2 protein-coding genes are annotated in these 1436 nt (G+C 57.9%); both read left to right on the top strand.

The annotated features are described in order from the left end of the window. The coding region (locus G394_RS21470) for a hypothetical protein (RefSeq protein ID WP_051307257.1) at nt 1-308 on the top strand (308 nt) is incomplete at its 5' end. Continuing rightward, complete coding sequence (locus G394_RS20430; RefSeq protein ID WP_028578506.1) at nt 305-1258, top strand: DUF4123 domain-containing protein; 954 nt, start codon at nt 305-307, stop codon at nt 1256-1258. The genes G394_RS21470 and G394_RS20430, both read left to right, overlap by 4 nt. Nucleotides 1259-1436 lie beyond the last annotated feature (178 nt).

Raw genomic sequence — 1436 nt, 5'->3', positions numbered from 1 at the left:
AAACCGGGAGGAAGGTTGTCATCGAGGCCGGCACGGACCTGACCATCAAGGCAGGGGGGAGCTTCATCAGGCTCGACCCGTCGGGCGTGACCATCGGCGGGGCCAAGGTCAGGATCAACTCCGGCGGGTGTCCGGGCTCTGGTACGGGCGCCAGACCGCTGTTGCCTCTGGATGCGCAGGAGCCCACGGTCGAGGCGTTCAGCCCGGACGACTGCAACGTCTTGCAACAGAAAAATTCCACAGAGTGCGCCAGACAGACCGGTCTGCCCTTTTGCGCGGCGTGCGCTTCATGCCCGGAGGAGAAATGACCGCCCCCGCGATACAGGCCCCTCGGGCCTTCGGATCCATCACGACATCGGAACTCATTGACGTACTCCGCACGACGCGCAGCACCGGGCTGCACGTCGATGTCGTTCTTGCCATCGATTCCGGTCCGGATTTGCTCCATGACTTTTTTTCCCTGAACACCGGGTGTCAGTATCGCCCCATCCTGGCTGAAACCCCTTACGCGAAACTTTTGAGCACGATGCCCTACTGGGTGCGACTCGAAGCAGGTTGCGAACTCGAAAGCTACCTCCTGGCCAGCTTTTTGGATTGGGGTTTTCTCGCGATCACCGCTGCAAACGGGGAATTGCATTGCAGGCATTGGCGCAGTCTGTGCGAAGTCGTTCTCCCCTCAGGAGCCAAGTCGTTCTACAGATTCCAGGATTCGGCCGCGCTGCGGCGGATGATTCCGATGTACACCGATCAGGAGTTGGGGTGGTTCATGGGACCTGTCGCGCGACTTTTTATTCCAGTCAGCAATGCAGAAGGGGAGCGGCAGTGGTTGGATGTCGGCAATCCGTCCTTGCTCGGCCGCACCGAACAGGAACTTGCCGAAAATTACCGTTTGGCATCGGAGCGGCCGTGGTGGGAGGTGCGCGAAGAGCATCTGGCGGACATGGAGCAGAAAAAGCGCGCAGCCCTCATCTATAATCTCTCCAATGTGCTCATGGGGGAGTCCCCATACACTGCGTTGATGGTCGAGAAGCATTATGGATCCGTGGAATCTGGTATCAAGGAGAATGTAGACGCTGCGATGGGCTACGGTTTGAGCGAGCAGGAACACATCTTACTCTTCACGCAGATCTGTCTGCTCTGGCCTTTTGGATCACAGAATAAACCCGAAGTTGCTCAGGCGATGCATGGTGCGGACAAGGACCCGTTCTCTGCGCTGAAGCGCCTTTACGAAATTATACCGGCCCAGACCGCACCATGAATTGGAGAGATGCATCATGTCCAAGCTCAAATGGGTGTTGCTGGCCGCGTTTCTCGTCTTCCTTGCCTTCGTGTTCGACACGCAGCTCATCGTCCTGCGCGACGAGGGGACGTTCAATCTGTACTACGACGTGCCCAAGGAAATGGAAGGCAAGATGTTCACGTCCGCATACTGGACC

The organism is Desulfomicrobium escambiense DSM 10707 (assembly GCF_000428825.1).
Taxonomy (GTDB): domain Bacteria; phylum Desulfobacterota; class Desulfovibrionia; order Desulfovibrionales; family Desulfomicrobiaceae; genus Desulfomicrobium; species Desulfomicrobium escambiense.
The sequence above is the reverse complement of the archived record's forward strand: the minus strand, read 5'-3'. Positions and strand labels throughout refer to the sequence as shown.

What these genes read in the sequence shown, in the direction of transcription:
- G394_RS20430 (WP_028578506.1), top strand. Translation starts at nt 305, where the DNA reads ATGACCGCCCCCGCGATACAGGCCCCTCGGGCCTTCGGATCCATCACG.